General features: G+C 49.3%; 14 protein-coding genes. 2 read left to right on the top strand and 12 right to left on the bottom strand.

Annotated elements, in window-relative coordinates:
* Positions 1–11: 11 nt before the first annotated feature.
* The 4 genes from DFR60_RS14895 to DFR60_RS14880 all read right to left on the bottom strand — a co-directional run bounded on the left by DFR60_RS14895 (position 12) and on the right by DFR60_RS14880 (position 5357).
* Positions 12–1475, bottom strand: coding sequence for a sulfatase family protein (locus DFR60_RS14895; RefSeq protein WP_110323594.1), 1464 nt, complete (start codon positions 1473–1475; stop codon positions 12–14).
* Between the two features lie 276 nt (positions 1476–1751).
* Positions 1752–3401 carry a type 2 periplasmic-binding domain-containing protein gene (locus DFR60_RS14890; RefSeq protein ID WP_110323593.1) on the bottom strand — a complete coding sequence of 550 codons (1650 nt, stop codon included), beginning with the start codon at positions 3399–3401 and terminating at the stop codon, positions 1752–1754.
* A gap of 47 nt (positions 3402–3448) precedes the next feature.
* Positions 3449–4360 carry a carbohydrate ABC transporter permease gene (locus DFR60_RS14885; RefSeq protein ID WP_110323592.1) on the bottom strand — a complete coding sequence of 304 codons (912 nt, stop codon included), beginning with the start codon at positions 4358–4360 and terminating at the stop codon, positions 3449–3451.
* A gap of 34 nt (positions 4361–4394) precedes the next feature.
* Positions 4395–5357: an ABC transporter permease gene (locus DFR60_RS14880; RefSeq protein ID WP_110323591.1), complete on the bottom strand. Its 963-nt coding sequence runs from the start codon at positions 5355–5357 to the stop codon at positions 4395–4397.
* A 314-nt stretch (positions 5358–5671) separates the two neighbouring features.
* Here DFR60_RS14880 and DFR60_RS14870 point away from each other — a divergent pair, with 314 nt between their 5' ends.
* Both DFR60_RS14870 and DFR60_RS14865 read left to right on the top strand, forming a co-directional pair.
* Positions 5672–7930, top strand: coding sequence for a helix-turn-helix domain-containing protein (locus tag DFR60_RS14870; RefSeq protein ID WP_110323589.1), 2259 nt, complete (start codon positions 5672–5674; stop codon positions 7928–7930).
* A 433-nt stretch (positions 7931–8363) separates the two neighbouring features.
* Positions 8364–9458, top strand: a complete 1095-nt coding sequence (locus DFR60_RS14865; protein WP_110323588.1) for an RNA-guided endonuclease TnpB family protein — start codon at positions 8364–8366, stop codon at positions 9456–9458.
* A 149-nt stretch (positions 9459–9607) separates the two neighbouring features.
* Here the strand turns inward: DFR60_RS14865 and DFR60_RS14860 are convergent, their stop codons facing one another.
* The 8 genes from DFR60_RS14860 to DFR60_RS30430 form a co-directional block, all read right to left on the bottom strand.
* On the bottom strand, positions 9608–11110 hold the full coding sequence (locus tag DFR60_RS14860) for a peptide MFS transporter (protein ID WP_110323587.1): 1503 nt from the start codon (positions 11108–11110) through the stop codon (positions 9608–9610).
* A 22-nt stretch (positions 11111–11132) separates the two neighbouring features.
* Positions 11133–13394, bottom strand: a complete 2262-nt coding sequence (locus DFR60_RS14855) for a beta-L-arabinofuranosidase domain-containing protein (RefSeq protein ID WP_110323586.1) — start codon at positions 13392–13394, stop codon at positions 11133–11135.
* On the bottom strand, positions 13391–14533 hold the full coding sequence (locus tag DFR60_RS14850; protein WP_110323585.1) for a hypothetical protein: 1143 nt from the start codon (positions 14531–14533) through the stop codon (positions 13391–13393). The genes DFR60_RS14855 and DFR60_RS14850 overlap by 4 nt, the downstream gene beginning before the upstream one ends.
* Before the next feature lie 30 nt (positions 14534–14563).
* Positions 14564–15646 carry a M24 family metallopeptidase gene (locus DFR60_RS14845; protein WP_110323584.1) on the bottom strand — a complete coding sequence of 361 codons (1083 nt, stop codon included), beginning with the start codon at positions 15644–15646 and terminating at the stop codon, positions 14564–14566.
* 214 nt (positions 15647–15860) lie between these two features.
* Complete coding sequence (locus DFR60_RS14840) at positions 15861–16412, bottom strand: helix-turn-helix domain-containing protein (protein ID WP_110323583.1); 552 nt, start codon at positions 16410–16412, stop codon at positions 15861–15863.
* Between the two features lie 132 nt (positions 16413–16544).
* A complete protein-coding gene (locus tag DFR60_RS14835; protein ID WP_002605530.1) occupies positions 16545–17489 on the bottom strand; it encodes an L-lactate dehydrogenase in 945 nt (314 codons plus the stop codon).
* A 565-nt stretch (positions 17490–18054) separates the two neighbouring features.
* Complete coding sequence (locus DFR60_RS14830; protein ID WP_110323582.1) at positions 18055–19197, bottom strand: YibE/F family protein; 1143 nt, start codon at positions 19195–19197, stop codon at positions 18055–18057.
* A 147-nt stretch (positions 19198–19344) separates the two neighbouring features.
* The coding region (locus DFR60_RS30430; RefSeq protein WP_207659535.1) for an FN3 domain-containing metallophosphoesterase family protein at positions 19345–22243 on the bottom strand (2899 nt) is incomplete at its 5' end.

Genomic DNA, 22243 nt, shown 5'->3' with positions numbered 1-22243 from the left:
TCCTGTTTTTATTACAACACAGGAAAATCCTCATATTTACGCCGGAATCCGGCCGCATCAAAGGGAGCCATTGTAAGTAAATCCCCTGTTTCCCTGCTGTGCGCGGCTAAGCGGTTCGCCATCTCTTCCGCAATCTCATCGTGTTTTCCGTCAAACATCAGATTGGAAGTTTCCTGCACATCCTCCTCCAGATCGTACAGCTCATAGAATGTTTCATCCTTAAATAAATCCACGATCAGCTTCCATCTCCCCCATATCATACAGCGCTGAAAATTAGACCGGGAGCCATTTCCGTCATACTGGATATAAGCAGAATTTCTGTCCTCCGCCCTGCTCTCTCCACGAAGCAGCGGCATCAGCGATGTGCCGTCCATTTCATTTCCGCTATCCACCTGAAGATAATCACACAGTGTGGGCATTACATCGATGTGACTCACTACCTGGTCATACGATTTCTCTGAAGGCGTGAACGCCTTTGGGAACTTCATAAACAGCGGCACGCGGGCTGATTCCTCGTACATACACATCTTCTGAAACAGGCCGTGGGAGCCCAGCATCTCTCCATGGTCGCTGGTAAAGAGAATCAGGCTGTCATCATAGATTCCCTGCCGCTTCAGCTCTTCCAGAACCCGGCCCACGCAGTGATCCAGCATCCTCACCAGCCCCAAATAGACTCTCCAGGCCTCCTTCCAGTGCTCCCGCCCATAGCGGGTCCCCACGATTCCCGTCAGATTATACATCTGAAGCGGGGACTGCCTGGGGTAGTACACACCGATATTTTCCGGAAGCGCAAAGTCCTCCGCGCCCACTGCCCTGTACCATGGATCCGGTATCTGAAGCGGTGGATGAGGCGCTAAAAACATGGCGTTTAACAGAAGAGGCTTCCTGGTATCCCGCCGCCGCAGGCCTTCCAGCGCCATCTCCGTAAAATAAGAATCAAAATAATACTGCTCTCCCGGTTCATACCTCCCCGTTTCCGCGTTGGAATAGCTGCTCACCCTTGTAGCCTTTCCGTCCACCATTTCCGGTACCTTTGTGCGGAATTTCCCGCCTCCCGGCATGGCAATACCGTGTTCCTTCAAAAATTCTTTATAACTCTTTTCCGTGGAAAACCAGCGCGTACGGGAATCCACACGGTCTTCCAATTTTCCTCCGGTTGTAAACAAATGCTGCTTCCCACTGTGGATACTGTCCCAATCCCGCTCCATCATTGTGTATAAGTTGCCAAATTCCGGCCTGACATCTCCACAAACGGCGTCGGCCGGCTCCCATGGGTTGATCAGAGAACCGTTTCTGTTGGGATAAGTCCCGGTAAAAAACGAACCTCTGGCAGGCACGCAGAGAGGGCAGGCACAGTAGGCCCGGCCAAATGCGGTCCCATCCGCTGCGATTGAGTCAATATTGGGGGTAAATCCCATTCCCAGCACATCATACCGCAGCTGGTCCGCCATAATTATAATAACGTGTGGCTTCAACTTCCGTCTCCTTTCCTTTTTACAAAGAGCCGCACCAGAGCATATTTGGCAACGGCTCTGATATACGGCTCTCCTGATTCATTATTTCCGCGTAACAGTTCAGGACGGCGGGAAAAATAGTGCGAAAGCAGGCGTTAAGCTCGCTTATAAGACTGTTTTTGCACTATTTTTCACATCGGATGGACATACGATGCTTCTTGACCGGTTTTTTCGGTCAAGAAGATAAGCCGTCCTGAACAGTTACATTTCCGCAAAATATGGGGTAACAGATTCTCCTTATTCTGCGCTGTAACGGGCATAAGCGTCCTTATAAATCTGGATATAGCGTTCCACGTTCATATCCTGAAGCTTCTTCTGGAACGAATCCCACTCGTCTTCCACGCCGCCTTCCACGATCCAGCCTGCATACTTCTGGGCTACGTAAGAGTCAATATCTGTCTGCAGCACGCCGATTTCTTCAATCTCGTCCCCGGTGAAGAACACGTTGGGATACATCTCGTCAGCCGGTACATTGTACGGAGCATAGAAAGCATCCAGTTCCTTACGTTCTGTTAAGTTAGCGTTTAAGTCCAGCTTTTCAATGATGGGCTGCATTACTGCGAAGGTTCCGTCATTTCCCGGGCTGTAATCATGAATTGCCGTATCGAGAGTGACGCCTTCCGGCAGCTGCATCTGGTGGTAACGGCCTTCTCCGGTCTTCTCCAGAACGTGGCCCAGCAGGCCCTGGCAGATCTCCAGAGAACTTTCCGGATCGTAGGACTGATCGATCCAGCGCATCAGAACTTCCGGATGCTCCGCTTTGCTGGTAATTGCGAAGGAACCCTTGGAGATGATCTTCGCATCCACGGTTCTCCAGATGCGCTCGCCGTTGGTATTGATAAGCGGCGCCATGGCTGCGTAGTCATCCTTGTTGGCCGCCGCTGTGGCATTGCCGCTCCAGCCTAAAAACATGCCGACAATCTTGTTGGGATCCTGAATTTTGGCCACATAGACGTTAAAGTCGTGTGTGAATGCTTCCTTGTCCACCAGCCCCTTTTCGTACAGGGAATGGAACCAGGAAATGGCCTCTTTATACGGTTCTGTCATCGGCGTATATACAACATCTCCGTCGTTGATCACGAAATGATAGATATCATCCAGCTGTCCGAAGGTTCCGAATAAAGACTGGATTCCCTGCTGCCTGTTGTAAGGGTCGCTGGAGCTCATACGGAACGAAAATGGGATTTCATCGTTTGTATTGCCGTTTCCATTGGGATCTCCGTCCTTGAAGGCCTGAAGAACGGTTTCCAGCTCTTCCCTGGTCTCCGGCACTTGAAGGCCAAGATTATCGAGCCAGGTCTTGTTGATGAACAGCTTGTCATGGGTGGTCGGATTTAACTCATTGATGGTCGGCAGCGAGTAGATATTGCCATCCGGCGCCGTAATCTGCTTCCTGTACTGCGGGTTCGCGTCAAGGATCGCCTTTAAGTTGGGCGCATACTCATCAATCAGATCATTTAACGGGATCAGCATTCCCTGGGACGCATACTTGATGATATCCACATCTTTTAAGATATCCTGTCCGTAAAATGCATCCGGCAGCGTATTACTTGCAAACAGCAGGCTCTTTTTCTCATTCCATCCGTCATCAGAGGACATATTCCAGTTGACGATTACATTCGTATCCGTCTCCAGCTTCTGAAAGAATTCCAGCTCCTTAAAATTCTTATTTTTCTGTGTGCTGGCCGCGATCTCATACGTAATCGGCTGGTTTACGATGGGCAGACCTTCCTTATTCACTTCAAACGCAGCCTGCGTCTCTCCGGCTTCCACGGCTTTGGTGGCCGCCGGCGCTGCCGTCTCGTTGGCCGCCTTGGGCACACAGGCCGTCAGGGCCGATGCCATAACCGTAACTGTAAGCAGTGTACTCATAAATCTCTTTTTCATTGTTTCCCTCCTGAAAAAATATAGTTTTATGTAATTTTCTTTCCAGGTCAGCCCTTGACGGAGCCAACCATAACACCCTTTGCAAAATGCTTCTGCAGGAACGGATAGATCACCAGAACCGGCAGAGTCGATACGATAATGACGCCGTACTTGATCAACTCGGCAGCCTTCTGCTGTTCAATGATGCTGTCCACATCCCCCAGGCCGGAAGCCTGATTCTGAAGCAGAATATTTCTCAGTGTCAGCTGCAGCGGATACAGCCCCTCATCCCTTAAATAGATCAGACCGTTCATGAATTCATTCCAGTGCGCGACGCCGTAATAGAGGACGAGCACCACCACAATCGTCTTTGACAGCGGAAGCACAATGCTGAAAAAGTACCGGATATGACTGCAGCCATCGATGGAAGCCGCCTCGTACAGTTCCTCCGGTATGCTGTTGCTGATATAATTGATGGCAATAATCAGGTTAAACACGTTGATAGCCGGAAGCAGAACCATAACCCACGGCGTATTGTACAGATGAAGGTCGTTCATCCATAAGTAAGTAGGAATCAGTCCCCCCTGAAAGTACATGGTAAACATGACGAACAGCGTGAGCGGCTTCCTGGCAAAAAAGTTCTTTCTGCTTAACGGATACGCCAGCATCATGGTAAGAATCACGTTGATGGTGGTTCCCACCACGGTGTAAAAAATGGTATTGCTGTAGGATCGCCAGATCTTCGTATTTTCAAATATTTTTTCATAGCCGGTCGTGTTAAACCCGACGGGCCAAAATGCCACCTGGCCATTGTTGATCGCCACCGGATCGGAAACCGACGCGATTACGATAAAATATAGTGGATACAGTACACAGACTGCCACCAGGCCGAGTACGAGATAATTAAAGATATCAAACAGGCGGTCGGCCGGCGCCTGCGTCCCAAAGCTTCTGTGCAGCTTCGTTTTTTTCTGTGCCATTTTGTCCTCCTTATTACGAGCAATTGGCAGCTCGTTACCACAAACTGTTGTCAGTCGTCTTCTTCGCAATGTGATTGACAGTGACCAGAAGTATGATATTGACCAGATTGTTAAACAGGTTGATGGCCGCTGAATAGCTGTACTGTGCATCTATCATACCAACTTTATAGATATAGGTCGATATAATTTCACTGGCTGCCAGATTCTGGGCATTCTGCATTAAATATGCCTTCTGGAATCCCAGATTCATCACCTTTCCTACCTCCAGAATCAGCATCATCACAACCGTAGGCAGGATCCCCGGAATATCGATGTGCCAGATCCGCTGCCACTTATTTGCTCCATCCACCTGTGCCGCTTCATATAAGTCGGGGCTGATTCCCGCCAGCGCCGCAATATAGATGATTGCGCTCCACCCCGCGTTCTGCCAGATTCCCGAGAGGACAAATGTCAGCTTAAAATACTTCGCATCTCCCAGAAAGAAGATGGGCTCACCTCCGAACAGCTGAATCACCTGGTTAATCAGACCATTTCTCGGTGATAAGAATATGTACAGCATACCGGTCAGGACGACGATCGATATAAAGTGCGGACAGTACACGATCGACTGCACAAATTTCCGGAACCTCTGGTGCTTCACCTGATTCAGCATAATTGCCAGAAGAACCGGAATCGGGAACCCCAGCAGAATCTGCAGAAAGCTGAGTCCCAGCGTGTTCTTAATTAATGGCCAAAACTGGGAAGATGAAAAAAAACGTTCAAAATGTTTGAAGCCGCACCACTGGCTCCCCCAGATTCCGTCCACCGCCCGAAAATCCTTAAAGGCAATCTGCACTCCATACATGGGTACATAATGGAACAGAATAAAATACAAAACAGGAACTGCACATAATAACAGAAGCTGCCAGTCGCGCCTCAGCGCCCTTTTCACTCTGTAAATCCCCGGCTTTCCGGGTGCAGGCCCGACCGCGTGTTTCGTGTCAGTACTCCCCCTCATTCCCTGAAACCTCCTCCATATTTTTTTGTCTGGCACCAGTATAGCGGCAGTACCCGCCTGGTTTCAATTCACATTTTTTGCAGGCCTTCCAGCCATTTTTCCAGCGGTCATAACTGCATACTGTTTTTGCTTTCTGCATTTGCCATTTTTTGCTTCTTTGCAGAATTTGCACTAGATTCCATGGGGCTTTCCGCCATTTTTTATCTATCTTTTCCTTGTCCTTATTTTCTTTCGCGGTACTTTGCTTGAAAGTGTTGTGCATTTACCCTATAATAAATATTGTTAAATATCAGAAACGGGGGCGGTGAGATCTTATGCTGAAAACAGGGAAAAAGCGAAAATTCGGGAGGCACTATATCCGCTATCTGATTTCCTATATGACCGTGCTCTTAATCCCTCTCGTCATCCTGACCTTCTTCTATTCCTCCCGATTTATGAAGAAATTTTATGATGAGATCTATGAAACCGTAGACTTAGAGCTGCTGCAGATCAGCACTCAGCTCGACAATGAGCTGGAGTCCATGCTAAATATCGTAGGGCAGCTGACGCTGACTGGAACGATACACGATGCCTCCGAGGCGGAAACTCCTCTGGCCTTAAGCCCGACCATCACCTATCTGTCGGCCTTAACCTCTGCGAACCCTTTTATCCAGGATATCGTTCTGATTCTGGATGGGAAAGAATACGTGGCCACCAGTTCCACGACCTGCCGGAAGGACTATTACTTCAGCCGCATTTTCCGCGTTCCCGGCATGAGCTCCAGGGAATTCCAGGATCTGCTTCTGAACAGCAAGGCCTCCTTCTGTCTTCCCAGGCAGAAGCTTCTCAACCTGGACTTAGGCCCTGCCGAGGCAAACGTCGTGCTTTTTTCCTACCCGGTCTTTACCGATTATCAGAAACACGAGGGCACGGCTCTCTTTTATGTAAACAACAGCTCCATCGAGGCACTTTTAAGCCAGAAGCTCCAGAGCTATCAGGCGCAGACCTATATCCTGGACCAGAACGGTGCTGTCGTAACCACCTCGGGAGAACACGATCGGATGCGCGGCATTTTAAGCTCTTATCTGGGAGATTCCATAGAACTGTCGTCCACAACCAGTATAGACGGGAAAGAATACGTCGTCCGCACGCACCGGTCGGAGAAAAACGGGTGGACGTATCTGGCTTTTATTCCGGACAGGCAGACCACATTTACACAGGTTTCTTCTATTATGAGGGAATTCCTGCTGGCTATTGTTATTATTCTGCTTATCGCCAGCTTCACTATCTTCTTTTTGCAGAAAGTGAATTACGCTCCCGTCCGCCGTCTGCGGGACAGGGCAAAGCTGATCTCCCCGGACGCGGCTTCCTACAACGAACTGGAGACCATTGCCGGAGCGCTGGACTACTTATCTACTCAAAACAGTTCACTGTCCACTCAGCTGGCCAACAGCCTCACAGCCGTTAAAAATGAACGCTTATACCGCCTCTTAAACGGCGCCTACGCTTCCAGAGAAGACTTCAATCTGGATTGTTCGGAGCTGGACCTCTCTCTGCCAAATGAGCACTTTACCGTCAGTATTGTGATGCTGCATAAGCAGTTTGACAACTTGGACGGGCTGGCGCAGGAGATTAAGAAGCAGTTTTCCGTTCCTTATATTTACTATTACCTGCATAATTTCCATCCCAATCAAATCGTGCTTCTCATTAACCAGCCGGATCATATGCCGGTCTCGGCAAGATTTTTCGGGGATGTGCAGAAATATTTAACCAGGCAGTACGGGCTGCTGACCACCGTCGGAATCGGCACCTGCGTGGACAGTACGGAGCGCATCGCCCAGTCCTACATGGAGGCCGTCAGCGCCCTGGACTACCGTTTCGTAAAGGGCAACGGCACCGTCATTGAGTTTCGGGAGGTCCTGGGGCCGGCACACGCAACGGTTGTTTACCCTCACAAGGAATTTGAGAGTCTTAGAAATGCTCTTTTTTCCCATAATGAGCAGAACATCAGGGATGCCATTCAGAATATCATTCATTTTATGGAGGAGAGCCAGCTTCCTCTCTATCTGGCCAGAAGCATCTGTTTTGACTTAATCCATCTCGTAAATGAACACTGCCGCGGTCAGAAAAATGCGGCCTCCAACTCTCCCATCGAATTGTCGGGTATGGAGACCGCGCTGGAGATTATACAGATGCTCCGGGCCTGGAGTGAGCATTTGAGCGGGCTCACCGCCTCCGCGGCCAAACGGGTCGTTCTGGATGAGGTTATGAAATACCTGGAGGCCAACTGCCTCCGCTGCGATTTTTCCGCTTATGAGGCTGCCGGCCACTTCGAGATGACGCTTCCGGCCTTCAGCAAATACTTTAAAGATCAGACCGGTCAGAATGTGATGGATTACACCATTCACCTGCGGATAGAACGGGCAAAAGAGCTTTTACGTACCACCGCGCTGCCGCTGAAAGAGATTTCCGAAGCCGTAGGCTACTACAATATTTCCAGCTTTACGAGACGTTTTAAATTAAACCAGGGGATTACCCCCAGTGAATACCGAAAGGCGTTTGTAAAAGACAGGTCTGAAAAACCACCATGCTAAAAGAAGTGTCAACCCCCGGACGACTCCATTGATGAAGAGAATCCGTATGTTCCGGTTCGATGGAATCCCCTCCATCTGACACACCAAAAACAGAGGCGGCACCCGTATATAAAATGGGATGCCGCCTCTGTTATTTTTAACAGATTTTAGCCGATTCATTCCCCCGCCCTCTTAGGCGGTGGAATGAATCGGCTTTGGTTGTAAGGTGTGGTTACGTCTTTTGTAACCATATCGCAACAGCCGATAGGCAAAGCTTGCGTAGGACGGATAAAAGAGGTATCATATAATCAGTCGAATAGAAAGAAATGTGCCTTTTCGTGCTTATCCTAAATCTGAAATCGGCAAATTCATCAATGCCTGTAAAAGTGCAGGCAGCAGGTGGTGCGCCTCTTTCTGTAATAAAGCAATACATACAATCGCAGGGGGAAAAGCGATGAACAAAGCCTATGTGTTTCGAATCTACCCAAACAAAGACCAGAAAATCTTACTGGCCAAAACATTTGGCTGTGTCAGGTTCATCTGGAATAAGATGTTATCAGACAAGAATGACTGCTATGAAACGACAGGAAAATCCTTGAAGACAACTCCTGCAAGGTACAAGAAAGAATATCCGTTTCTCTGTGAAGTGGACAGTCTGGCACTTGCCAATGAACAGCTGTCTTTGGAGAAAGCTTATAAAAATTTCTGGAACGGAAAAGGCAAAGTGGGATTTCCGAGATTCAAAAGCAGGCACAATGACAGGAGTTCCTACACAACAAATTATGTGAACGGAAATATAGAAATCGCAGACAGCAAAATCAAATTGCCAAAACTCAAATGGGTGACAATCAAACAACATAGGGAAATACCAGAAGATTATAAGCTGAAATCTTGTACAGTATCTCAGGATCCGGATGGAAAGTATTATATTTCTGTTTTGTTTGCATACGAAGAAACAATCACGCCGCAAAAGGTAGAAAAAATAACAGGCTTAGATTTTTCCATGAAAGAGTTATATGTCGATGATAAAGGACGAATCCCTGAATATCCACGATTTTATCGTAAGGCGCAGGAAAAACTGGCAAGGGAGCAAAGAAAGCTGTCAAAATGTGAAAAAGGGAGCAATAATCGTGCCAAACAACGAAAAATAGTTGCCAAACTCCACAAAAAAGTATCGAATCAGAGAAAAGATTTTCTCCACAAACAGAGCAGGCAGATAACCAATGCTTACGATGCAGTTGTGGTGGAAAATCTCAACATGAAAGAAATGTCTAAGGCATTACGATTTGGAAAATCTGTTCATGATAATGGCTGGGGGATGTTTATCTTGTTCTTGCGGTACAAGCTGAAAGAGGAAGGAAAACAGCTTGTAAAAGTAGATAAGTGGTTTCCGTCAAGCAGGACCTGTTGTTTGTGTGGAAAGAAAAAAGAAGAGCTTGCCTTGTCAGAACGAGTCTATCTATGCGAATGCGGGAACATCATGGACCGGGACCAAAATGCAGCAATAAACATAAGGCAGGAGGGGATAAGGATCTTAGGCATAGCGTGAAAATATATATCAACCGTGGGACACACGGGGGTAGCTTGTTGATACTGTCGGGATTACCTGGCCTGAACAAGAAGCCCCCACTACTTAGAGAAAATCATCCAGTGAATGATTTTCTCTAAGTAGTGGGAGTATGTCACTTAAACTGTCAGTTATTCCGTTTTCTCCAGCATTCCCATTCCCGCAGCAATCTTCTTTCCAAAGATCAGGACGATCAGTCCTGCCGCGCAGGTAATCAGGCCGATCACCAGGAAAAACGGAACCTCAGATCCTTCCTTATAGAAATTCACTGCCAGGGTGTTAAGCGCCGCACCCGTGGACTGTGACATGGACCACACCGTAATCATCTGGGTTGCAAACGCCTGCGGGGCCACGATGGATGCACAGGAATATCCAACCGGGCTGGTAAACGCCTCACCGAGGATAATAAGCAGATAGAACACTACGATCCAGAGCGGGCTCACCTTATCCGCAGCTCCGTAGAGCATGAAAGGAAGCGTCATGAAGAGCGGTCCGCAGCCCCACAGAATCGTACCGATACCGATCTTTGCCGGTGCCAGAGGCTGCCTCTTTCCGAGCACACTCCACAAGGAACCGACCACGGCCCCTAAGAAAATGGCAAATACGGCCGGAAGTGTCTGGAAGGACGCCGCCGATATCTCCATTCCAAATATCACACGGTCCACTCTCTGTTCCGTGAAAATGGCAAGAATGGAAGTGGACTGGGTCCATACCAGCATGGCAAAGCAGTTGCAGATGAAGGCGGGGATTAGGTTGGCGACTCTCGTCTTCTCCTCTTTCTGCGTCTTCGGGCTTGTAATAATAATCACAAAGTAAACGATCGGGATAAAAATGGCGGCTGTACTGATTACGTTGGAGAATACCCCGATTGTCAGGATTCCGCTGATAAACAACACAGCAAATACAGCAATGGCGACTACAATGGCTGCAATCATTTTTACAATGAAGCTTTTTTTCTTGTCAGCAGAAAGGGGATCATCCGGCTCGTAACCAATCGTTCCGAAAAACTTCTTCTCTGTGATCAGATAGGCTGCGACCCCCAGAGCGGCAAATACGGCACAGACCAGAAATGCTGCATGGTATCCGGTAGCCAGCGCAATGGCGCCGGAGATAACAGGCGCCGCCGCGCCGATGTTGGATATCACATAGCCAATCGTATAGGCTCCGTCTCTTCGGCTGTCGGATTTGTCGTAAAATTTTCCCATCAGGGCGTCCGCACTTCTGCCGCAGAGCATGGCGGATACAAGGAGCAGACACATGGCGCCCACGTATCCCACGATTCCGCCGAATGGCAGGGCGAGACAGACGTACGCCAGCACCGTGACGGCTCTGGAAAAGCACAGCGCGCGCCTCGTTCCCAGGATACGGTCGGCCACATAGCTGCCGACAATACCGAACATAAGGGAACACGCCGAGTAAAGGGATATCAGCTGCGCCGCGTTGGCCTGGCTTAGTCCCAGCCCCTCCGGTTTTACAGCATACAGATAATAAATTAAAATGGCGCTCATGCCATAGCTGGCATAAGAATTGCATAACTGCATAAAGCTTAAGGTCCCCACTCCCTTGGGATGGCCTAAGAATGATTTCTGTTTGCGTAACTCTTCATTTGAAATCGCCTGACTTGCTGTTTTCATGAGTTTTTTCTCCCTCTTTTATTTAGATCGTCTTAAAGTAGACCTGGTACGGCTCGTGGCAGATACTGCTGAGCGGAACAAATTTAATCTCCTGGTACTGCAGCGAGATCTCTCCCTCCACCTTCACAAGCTGCTCTAAGGCTCCTTCTCTATCGAATGGTAATTCCAGAAAATTCACCGAATCGGTCAATGCCGCCAGTACATAAGGTCCATACGTAAGGCTGGCGGTATGGGGATCATCCGGCGTCCGCTCCAGATTCACCCGACACGCAAACCGGATCTCTGCCCTCATGCTGCCGCTTCCATTGTATCCAATCTGAATATATCCGGCCTCATCAGACGGGGCCTCCACGGCTGCCTCGTCAATCTCCAGCTGATACGATCCGCCGCACCAGTACGGAACTCTTATTTTCAGCACTGTGCTTTTATTTCCCTGTACCTCCACAGAGATATGGCCCGGGTCCGCCGAACTCGTCGTCTGCCTGATCGTAATACCTGCGGCTTCCAGAACCGACGGGCTAAACAGGTTAACATAAAACGAGTCTGCATCGTGGTAATAAATACTGTCAATATATTTAAAATGGCTTTCCAGCCCGGTTCCGTGACAGCAGGAATTCTCATCCTCAAAATCCTTATGAAATCCCGGTGCCAGCGGCATAAAGTAGGTGCTGGCCCCCGTCGCTCCGTGTTCACAGGAAGCGGCTATATGGTTGAAGACCGTCCTCTCATAATAATCCATATAGCAGGCCGAGGGCTGGTACTGGTACAGTTCCTTCGTCAGCTTCAGCATATTATAGGAAGCGCAGCTCTCTGCCGTATTCTTTGTCAGAAGACCGGCAACCGTTCCGGCCTCATGGAACATCTCCCCCTCACCGGTGCCGCCGATGGTATAGATATGAGCGCCGGTCACCGCTTCCCAGAAGAAACGGGCGATATCCCGGTAATACGTCTCTCCGCCTGCCTCAAATATTTTCATGCATCCTACCATTTGGGGAATGTGCTGGTTCGCATGGAGTCCATCCAGCGCGTCTACGTTTTTTGCCATGGGGTAAAACAGCCTGTCGTTGTTAAACAGCTTCGCAGCCTCCAAATGCTCCGGCTTTGCTGTGTGTATGTATAATCGGGCCATGGCGTCGTTCATGCCGCCGAATTCTCCTGCAATATAGAGACTCCACATACGGTTCAGCTGGGCGTGGGGTACCTTTGACAACCTCTCGTATACCCAGTCTCCCAGATCTCCGGCAATGGAGAGCGCCTCGTCACAGCCCGCAAATTCATAGCAGTCCAGAAGTCCGGCGAGAATCTTATGGAGTGTATAATAGGGAGCCCAGATCTCCGGATAGCGCACCAGCTGTTCCAGGCGGTCAAACTGTTCTTCTCCATAACCGCTTAAAAAGCCTTTATGGCAACCCATTTTCTCGTGCAGGGCAGTCTGACATTCCCGAAGCGCGTGCACCATATACTCTGCCTTTTCCCGGATCACCGGGCTGCCGGTCGCCCGGTAACACAGGGCCAGCCCCGATAAATAGTGGCCTGTGGTATGTCCCCTTAAGTTGCTGTCAGGAGCATCCCATCCAATCATCTCCGGCGCCCCCTTCTTATTCAGTCCCGCAGCATCCCGGAAATTATAAAGCATCTGGTCGTCATTGACCTGAAGCAGAAACTCTAAAAACCACTCCTGCGCCTGATAAAACGGGCTTCCTTCGGTTAAATAAACCCGGCCGTCCGAACAGTCTCTGACAGTCGGCGCAGGATTTACGGTCTCCGCATCCAGCGTTTCCACCACCTCTATTCCGGCAGTCACAGGGACCGTGGTTCCAGATATAAAGCCGTGTTCCTCCACGAATCCTGTTTTCTCATAGACAGCTTCTCCATGATTGTTCCACTCTACCGCGTGGGAAATGGTCTTGCCGTCTTCCGTCACCACCACCGCCACAGACGGCAGATAGTAAGTCTGTCCCTTTGGAGCCTTTTCCTGGATCGGATATACCTTGGCAATCCTGATCCGGTTTTCCTCCTCCAGCACGCGCACGTCAAAGCTGCGCTCCGCCTCCGCGTCTCCGCACTTGATTACTGCCGTAAGTTTGATCGTCCTGGTACCCATGCCGAATTTGGGGCGGGTAACCTTTCCATCCGGAGTGATAATCCTGTCGTGGCCGCTGATCCACCGGATATCGGAACCGTACACTCCCTTTTTCGGAAGCGGCAAATCGAACTCTACGGTCCGGGTATTGCCGATATACAGAGCCTCTCTGTCTTTCTCCACGATTTCTTCTGCCGTCATGATTCCCTTACCTCCTGATATTTCGTTCCGTCGATATCGTATTCATTTCGCACCGTATCCCATGGATACGGAAGCTGCCGTGTCGTATAGAGCTGTGTGAAATATTCGTATGCCCCGGTGTCGTAACGCTTCAGCTCTTCTCTCGTATTGACCGGCCCCCTCACACCGTCCCATGCTCCGTTCTTTCCCTCTTCCATGACGTTAAACCAGATCGTGGTCAGTGTGGCGAAATACTCTTCAAAATTACTGATTGCATAGCTGCCCGGCCATTTTCCAGCCGCTTTTGCCGCCTCATATACGTCAATGGAACGGCGGTACAGCGTCTGATCGGCCAGATTTTTGATACCGATCAGGTGAATGGCGTGGGCAAACTCATGGGCCAGAATCAACTCCTGTTTATATCGGGTCTGATGCGGCCCTTCAAGCACTCTTAAGACGTTGGCCTCCGAAATGGACGTGACCGGATTTTCATCGATACCACCGTAGCCCTCGACCGGCCGGTTCATGTACAGACAGCCCGCGCGGTGCTCCGGTATATCGTATGCGTCTTCATCCAGCGCGTAGATCGCCAGCTCGGCATGAAGTTCTCTCATCCGAGTTGCCGTCTCCGGCAGCTTCTCCAGCAGAATATCAATGATCTGAGCCGCAGCCTCATGAGCCCTGTCGCTCACATTTTCCCCTGACTTAATTCGGATTCCCATCTTCGAGGCTGTAAACTTCCGATAATACGGTTCGTAGGGAACCTGGTGGACTACGGGATTTATGCCGGCTGCTTCTTTCAGACCTTTGGAACATACAATCCGGTGATCTGTCTTATATTCCACCCAGGCGGTAAGAGGGTATGCGTATTTGATACGGGATTCTTCTTTCGGGCGTTCCTCTTTCGGGCGTTCCTCTCCCCCGATTTCTCTCGCCAGCGTTACCGTAGTTCGTCTCTTCGCCGGTTCATGCACAGTACCGACATCCCATTCGTCATCGTCTTTCCGCTCATAAAGCTCCAGTTCTGTTCCATCTCTGTATACATGGAAAGCCATGCTCTTTTCTTCGCCGGATACCGGCTCTCTCCCCCAGTAAAATTCAATATGCCTGCTGTCAATCCGCCGCACACGCTCAATGGGAAGCACACATTCTTCTCTCATTGCCGTTCCCCTCCATACCTTCCCGTAACATCAGAGTATAATCAAATCCCGTGTAATATTAGGTGTCAGACACTCCGCTCCGTCACCAGTGATCAGGTAATCATCTTCAATCCGCACGCCGCAGATACCCTGTACGTAGATTCCCGGCTCCAGCGTATGTACCACATTACGTTTCATCCGATACTCATTTCTCGAAGACAGGAACGGGTTCTCATGAATATCCAGACCGAAGCCGTGTCCCGGTCCGTGAGGCAGGTGATAACCGGCGCCATTGATAACCGCTTCCACAGCAAGATCAACATCCCGTGCGCTGACTCCCTCTTTTAGAATACTTTCCGCTGCTTCCTTGGCTGCCTTCACCGTGTTGTAAATCTTTATCATCTCGTCTGACGGTTTTCCCAGCGCAAAGGTTCTTGTGATATCGGAGCAGTACGCCTCATATTTACAGCCAAAATCGATCGTAACCATATCTCCCTGCCGGATCGTTCTGTCTGTTAAGCTGGCGTGTGGATTAGCTCCGTTTACCGGGCCGGAGGCGACAATCGTTTCAAACGCCACGTCCAGGCTTCCCCTTCTGCGAAATTCATTTTCCAGAATGTTGCGGATCTCCTTCTCGCTCTGTCCAGGCTGAACCTGATTCAGCAGAACCATGAATGACTGTTCCGTAATATCGCAGGCTCTGCGGATCAGAACAAGCTCTTCCTCGTCTTTCACCATCCTGGCATCTGAAATATACGGTTTCATGTTCTGGATATTTCCATGACAATGGCTTTCCAGTTCCAAGTAGTCCGCGTGCGAGATCTGTCCGATATCGATTCGGATTTCCCTGGCTCCAATCTCATCGAGCAGTCCGCCTGCGGTTTCGTAAAGCTTATGCCCTGACTTGATTAAGACAATCTCAAATCCTTCTGTCTCCTGTTCCGCCTGACTGGTAAACCGTCCATCTGTAATCAGATAATTTCTGCTTTCACTGAGAATAATCACCGCCACTCCGGCCTCGCCGCTGAACCCGCTCACATATCGGATATCCGTCCCCTGGGTCACAAGCAGGCTGTCTATCCCATCCTGCTGCATACCGCCGAGGATTTTCTGTACTCTTAAACCATAATTCATCTTGCTTCCTCCAACTATAATTATGAACTAAATTTCATTATTATGAACACATTGTAATCTCACCTCATACTTTTGTCAATGCGTGGCGCTGAAATATTTTATTTTTGAGCAATAGTGCTAATTTTGCAACTTTTTATTTAGGAATAATCACAAAAAAAGATGTAAACGCCGGCCATCGCATGCCATGCATTTACATCTTCCCATATATTATTCATTATTTTGTTTTCTGAAAAACCCAGTAGGTAACCACCTTTTTATCGCCCAGATTATAAATCCTGTGCGCCGATTTTTCTGGGATATAGATGGAATCACCCTCTTCCAGGGTATAGACGCTGTCCTCCACCTCGATGGTGAGAACGCCCTCGATCACGGTGCACACTTCCGGGAACAGGTGCCTGGAGACGATTCCCTTCTCCTCCGCTCCCGGGTCGATCGTTATGAACTCATAGATCTGCTTGTCATAACCGAAATCCAGTGTTTCAATCGTCATCTTATAACGGGGATGATCAAACACCGACCGCTCATTCTTCCGGATGACCGTATGGTGCTGCTTCTCCTTCGTCAAAATCTCGATGATATCGGTCCGCAGCGCCTCGGCCACCCTCTGAAGGCTTTCCACCGTGGGACTGTTTTTCCCAGTCTCCAGATTGCTTAAAAAACCCACTGAATAACCAGTATACTCGGAGAGCTCCCGGATCGTGACTCCCTGTTCTTTTCTTAACCTGCTGATTTTTTCGCCTATTCCATCGAGATTAATGTAGTTCATAAAGCTCCTTTAACATCACATTTTTTGTAAACTATCTGTCTGAACTTTATCTTACTACATCATTTTAGAAATGAAAAGCGGTTTTCCATATTTTTTCACATTTATGAACTAACATTCATCAGCAGGCCCATTTTACAGCTTCAACTCTCCAATAATCTTCTTTAACTCTTCTGCCGAATACACCAGTTTTCCCATTTCCATTAAGTCCAGGGGGATATCCAGCACCTTTTCCGCGCCTTCCTGGCCGACTACCGTCGGGATACTTAAGCAGATATCGTGAAGTCCATAGAGCCCGTCTAAGTAAACCGATATCGGCATGATGGAATGTTCATTCCGGATCACAGACTCAGCGATTCTGCAGACCGCCATGGCCACACCGTAGTAGGTGGCCCCCTTTTTCTCTATAATCTCGTAAGCACTGTCCCGGACGCTCTGGTAAATGCGGTCCATGGACTCCATATGATCGAAATATCCCCTCAGTTCACAAAAATGATTCAATGGGATCCCCGATACGTTTGCAGCGCTCCACACAGCCAGCTCACTGTCGCCGTGCTCACCGATAATAAATGCATGAATGCTTCTGCTGTCCACGTCGAGATGGCGGCTCAATAGGTATTTCAGCCTGGCCGTATCCAGAACGGTTCCGGAACCGATGACTTTGTGACTGGGATAACCGGAAAGCTTAAGCGCCACATACGTCATGATATCCACCGGATTGGACACGATGAGCAGCGTCGCCTCCTGATTCTTCTCCACGATCTTCGGTATAATACTCTTGTAAATCTCCACATTTTTATGGACCAGATCGAGCCGTGTCTCTCCAGGCTTCTGATTTGCTCCCGCTGTGATGATGATCATGGCACAGTCCGCAATATCCTCATAGCCTCCGGCCTTGATCTCCATAGGCTTCGTAAACGGCAGACCATGGCTTAAATCCATCGCCTCCCCTTCCGCCTTCTTTTCATTGGCATCAATCAGAACCAGTTCCGAAAAAATCCCCTTCTGTACAAGGGAAAATGCAATAGATGTTCCTACAAATCCACAGCCGATAATGGCCGCCTTCTGAATATTTATCATGATGAACTCCTCCTTTAACCAGGTTTATTTTATGCTGCTGTCCGGCACGGCATGACTGCACCGCCTCATGAACCGAAAAACAGAGTGCCGCAAAGGCACCCTGTCATATGGGAAAATACGATATCCTGTTTTATAATTCAATGACAATCTGCCTTTGCATGATTTACTCAATGGTACCGGCCGTAGTATTTCCAGCCATTTCCATCTGGTTACAGTATAGCAGAGTCTTTCTCTCTTTGCAATAGTGATAATGATAATTATTTTTATTTAAGCAGCAATTCAACCTCCGCCGGCCTTTGCTGTCCGGTCTGTTCCGGCTGACTCATGGGGCCTTTCCTGTGACTTTGCAGGGAATTAGCAATTCTTAATGCGCAGAATTTTTCGTTCAGGGGAAATGCCCACTTGTCTGAGCGCAGCGAGTTTGGGGATTTTCTCTGGTTTTTAGAAAAATTTTGCACATTTAGAAGTGCTTATTCCCGAAACCGGAACTGGAAAGGCCCCATGAGTCAGCCGGGACAGACCGGACAGCAAAGGCCGGCGGAGGCTGAACTGTTACTTATTTAGCCTAATTATTTCGTTCCAGCACATACGCGGACAAGAATGAGGTCACTGGAACGCACAGGATAACAGCCAGACTGCCGGACAGGCTGTGAGCCGCCTCAATTGCAATATAATCCGAATTCATCAGCTGCTCCGGCTGGACACCGTATGAGATCAGCACCAGCATCATGGTAAGGGCCGTCCCGGTAAATGCGAGAACCAGGGTCGCGCACATAGTACCGATCATATCTCTTCCAATGGCGTACCCGGCTTTGACAATCGCTTTAAAATCCATGGATGGATTCTGATGTTTCATTTCAAAAAGAGAGGCCGCGATGGACATACACATATCCATAACTGCTCCCAGAGAAGCGATCAGAATGCCTGCGAAAAGAATATACCGGATTTTCAGCCCCGTGTTTTCCGAAATCAGTAAAAGCTCCTCCGCCTGACTTTCGTTATAGCCGTCGAGATGCAGGACCGCCGTTATGACTGCAAACGCCCCTGCTGCCACCAGCACTCCCGCCATGGTAGAGGCGATAGCAGTCAGTGTCTTTGCGCTGTACCCGTTCAGAAGCAGCATGGAGACAGCTGTGGAAACAAGAATTGTAAGAATGCTCAAAAGCACGGGGGAATGGCCCCTGTATATCATGGGAAGCAGAAACGCAATGATAAAAAACATGGTAAACGCCAGGCTGAGAATACTTTTTACTCCCTTTCCCCGGCCCACCAGCACCATACACGTCATAAAGACAATGCCAGTCATCATAAGTCCTGTGGTTCTGTCGTAATTATAGACCGAATAAAACGGCTCCACTCCCTCAGGGCAATCCGCCTTGATAATTAATGACTGCCCCTCTTTGGCATAAACATTATGGGTCGTACTCAGATAATTGACTACAGTAATGATTTCCCCTGCATGGCCCTTGTTAAGAAGCTCCACCTTCAGTTCCTGGGTTCCCAGCCAGCGTCCCTCTGCTTCCTTCACCGGCTCCAGCTGCTGATCCGTCACCTCCAGCACCCTTGCCTTTACGTAATTGATGGACCCATTTTCATACATGGTATAGGTAATCGGGTTAGCCCTGTTATAAATGCAGATGGCTGCAATCATCAATACTACCACAGCTGCCAGGACGATCTCCCCGCTCTTCCTCTTAATCCATTCCATAATTGATTTCCTCCCTGTTTCCGCGTTAGCCGGAACATCAAATAAGAATCCCGCCTACGGGATTCACCGCCTGCGGCGGGTCGCTGCGGCGACAAGATTCCTTACCGCCGCAGCGCGATCCTCCGTGGAGTGGAACGGTTATTCTTATTACGGATTTATACACGCACCTGATTCGTCGAACCGGTACTCCGTTCCATTATAGTGAACCGGTGCTGTAGCCATCGCCCCATCCTGGTTCAGATAATACCATTTATCCTGATACAATACCCAGTCTGATGCCACCATAGCTCCTGACGGCTGTAAATAGTACCATACGCCCTTTACCTGAATCCAGCCAGTCTGCATATAACCGGCCTGGTCAAAATGATACCAGATTCCCTGTATGGACACCCATGTATTGACCGGATACGTCTTATTCTGATACTGATACCACCAGCCCGTCTGGTCCTGTATCCATGATCCCTGCACACTGCCGGAAGAACCACTGCCGGAAGATCCATTGTCAGAAGATCCATTGTCAGAAGACCCGTCATTAGAATCATTTCCATCATCATCCGGCTTATCCGCCGCTTTTTCCGCAAGTACAAACGGGCTCAACGCATTAACAACAAAACTGATCGCTCCATCTTTTACTGTAAATTTTACGTTTTCATATACCCCATTGGTGTAATGCAGCAGTACCAGCCGGTTTAAATCAATGCCCTCCGGCGCGTTGATGGTAATCTTCATCGGAACCTTCGGCTGGATATTCCCGCCTGACACCTCCGGATCATCACTTATGATATCCAGTTGAATATCCAGTGTGATAACATCTTCCGTCTCAAATCCCACAGCCTCCGGCAGTTCCATATCGCTTACCTTCAGAACGGCCGCTGCCCTGACACCAGCCTTTAACGGAATACTGAGCGCTGCGCCTTCTGCCTTCACACCGGTCACCTTCTCGGTTTTTAAGTCAGTTTCGGTCGACAGATCGCCGTAGCCTGCCAGAATCTTATCTTCCAGCTTTTTAATTTCCTTCATTTCAGATTCATCCATTGTATTAGGATCATACGAGAGCGCTCCGGCCGCATCAGCCGCCTTCTTCAGAATTTCCTGCTTCTCTCCCTCTGTCTCCGCCTGTTCCAGGGCCTGATCCAGACTCTCCAGAATCTCTGCTACTGTATCGCCTGTCACATCAGGCTGCGGCTTAGGAGCCTCTGTCCTGTAAATTGTAAAATGGTCTACTTCCGACATATCCGTCGTGCGATAGGTTGTAATTGCAAAGGAACTGTCCGTTACCTCCACGTTAGTGATATTCGGGGTACTCTCCTGATTCATCACCGCCGCATAAGGAAAATCTTTATTATGTATTGAATAATACTTGCTGCCGCTGGCGGAGTTGGCCGTCACATAAAGCACTTCGCCTTCCGCCGGATCTGTCACACTCTCCGGCACCGTTCCATCAGCAGGAACTACCGGATCTGTTCCATTCATCATATAGCTTCTGGTATAAACATGGTCATGGCCCATCAGCACTACGTCGATTCCCAGCTCCGTAAAGACCGGAGCGAGCTCCGCCCGCCTCTGGATAATATCATTGTCCGACTCGTGGCTGGCCGTGCTGTAGATCGAATGATGGAAAGTTACCACCGTCCAGTCCGCATCGGCTCCGTTCTCGTCAAGCACCTGCTTCATGAACGCTCTGTGCTCTGCCGTACTCATATTGTTGGAGTTGAGAGACATAAAGAGCACATTGTTATACGTATACCAGTAGTCTCCTCCGAATTTTCCGGTCTTCTCTGTCATTCCCATGCTGCTGACATTCGGCACCTGGAAATGCTGGCTGTAGGCGCTGCTTCCCGCGTCATGATTTCCCACGTTTACCGCTACCGGCAGGGACAGCAGCTCCTTCGGGCTTAAGTATCCCGCATACTGCGCCTCATTGCTGGCCGTGTTGACCTGATCTCCCGCGCTGATTAAGAAGCTGGTCCCTGGAAACGCCTTTATAGCCGTCTCCATAGTTCTCTGCCATCCCTTAATATCCGTATCCGTGCTTCCCGCCCCGATCTGCGGATCGCCTGCAAGCAGGAAATTAAATCCATTCTGAAAATCCTGGACCGTCAAGTCATACACATCTGACCAGGTGGTTCCGTCTCCGACCCGGTATGCGTACTCTGCCCCGAATTCCAGACCGCGAATCACTGCCTGATTCGTGAAAAAGCCTTCCTCATTGGCGCTCTCCTTCTCTGCCGCAAACTCTGCCGCTGTCTCCGGAAATACGCGGTCGGCCAGATCACTCTTCTTTACAAGCTGTACCTTTCCCGGCAGCTTAGAATCAGAATACCAGGTAACCATGGTCTCTGACTCGTCCGCACCCACTCCGAGAGAAACGGATTTAATAACAGCTTCCGGGGGCTGATAGCCATCCTTATAAATTGCAAAGGTATCCACTACAGACATATCGGCAGTACGGTAAGTCGTAATTGCAAAAGACTTATCTGTCACCTCCACGTTAGTGATATTCGGGGTACTCTCCTGATTCATCACCGCCGCATAAGGAAAATCTTTATTATGTATGGAATAATACTTGCTGCCGCTGGCGGAGTTGACCGTCACATAAAGCACTTCGCCTTCAGCCGGGTCTGTCACACTCTCCGGCACCGTTCCGTCAGCAGGAACTACCGGATCCGTTCCATTCATCATATAGCTTCTGGTATAAACATGGTCATGGCCCATCAGCACTACGTCGATTCCCAGCTCCGTAAATACCGGAACGAGCTCCGCCCGCCTCTGGATAATATCATTGTCCGACTCGTGGCTGGCCGTGCTGTAGATCGAATGATGGAAAGTTACCACCGTCCAGTCCGCATCAGCACCATTTTCTTCCAGAACAGCTTTCATAAACTCCCGGTGTTCCGCCGTACTCATATTGTTGGAGTTAAGAGACATGAAAAGCACATTGTTATACGTATACCAGTAGTCTCCTCCGAATTTTCCGGTCTTCTCTGTCATTCCCATGCTGCTGACATTCGGCACCTGGAAATGCTGGCTGTAGGCGCTGCTTCCC

The organism is Hungatella effluvii, assembly GCF_003201875.1.
Taxonomy (GTDB): Bacteria; Bacillota; Clostridia; order Lachnospirales; family Lachnospiraceae; genus Hungatella; species Hungatella effluvii.
Note: the sequence above shows the minus strand (reverse complement) of the source record. Positions and strands in the feature narration are given on the sequence as shown.